At 77.0% G+C, this 825-nt stretch carries 1 protein-coding gene; it reads left to right on the forward strand.

What is annotated here, in order from left to right:
- Window positions 1–825: condensation domain-containing protein (locus VR45_RS41600; protein ID WP_045945184.1), on the forward strand; the 825-nt coding region annotated here is incomplete at both ends.

The following is an 825-nucleotide window of genomic DNA, read 5'->3' on the forward strand; positions in this document are numbered from 1 at the left end:
CCCCGAGCGGCTGCCGCTCTCCTCCGCGCAGCGCCGGCTCTGGCTGATCGACCGGATGGAGGGCCCCTCCGGCCTCTACAACCTGCCGCTCGCGCTGCGGATCGGCGGCCCGCTCGACCCCGCCGTCCTGGCCGCCGCCCTGACCGATGTGGTGGCCCGGCACGAGAGCCTGCGCACCGTGATCGCCGAGCAGGACGGCGAGCCGTACCAGCGGATCGTCCCGGCCGCCGAGGCCCTGGTCCCGTTCGAGCACCGCACCACCCCGGCGGCCGACCCGGCGGCGGAGGTGGCGGCCTACGCGGACCTGCCCTTCGACCTCGCTGCCGACCTGCCGCTGCGGGCCCTGCTGCTGCCCGCCGCCGACGGCGCGCAGGAGCAGGAGCAGGGGGAGGAGATGCAGGAGGAGCACCTGCTCGTCCTCGTCCTGCACCACATCGCCGGTGACGGCCGCTCGATGGAGCCGCTGCTGCGCGACCTCGCCGCCGCCTATGCGGCCCGCCGCGACGGCACCGCCCCCGCGCTGCGCCCGCTGCCGGTCCAGTACGCCGACTACGCGCTCTGGCAGCGCGAGCTGCTCGGCGACGAGGCCGACCCGCAGAGCCCGGCCGCCCGCCAGCTCGCCCACTGGCGCGAGGTACTGGCCGGACTGCCGGAGGAGATCGCGCTGCCGGTCGACCGCCCCCGGCGGGCCGACAGCTCCCACCGCGGCGACCGGGTGGTGCTCCCGCTCGGCGCCGAGCTCCACCGCGCTCTGACCGCCCTGGCGCGCGAGCACCGGGTGACGATGTTCATGACCCTCCAGGCCGGCCTGGCCGCGCTGCTCAC

This window comes from Streptomyces sp. NRRL S-495, from assembly GCF_000966955.1.
GTDB lineage: Bacteria > Actinomycetota > Actinomycetes > Streptomycetales > Streptomycetaceae > Kitasatospora > Kitasatospora purpeofusca.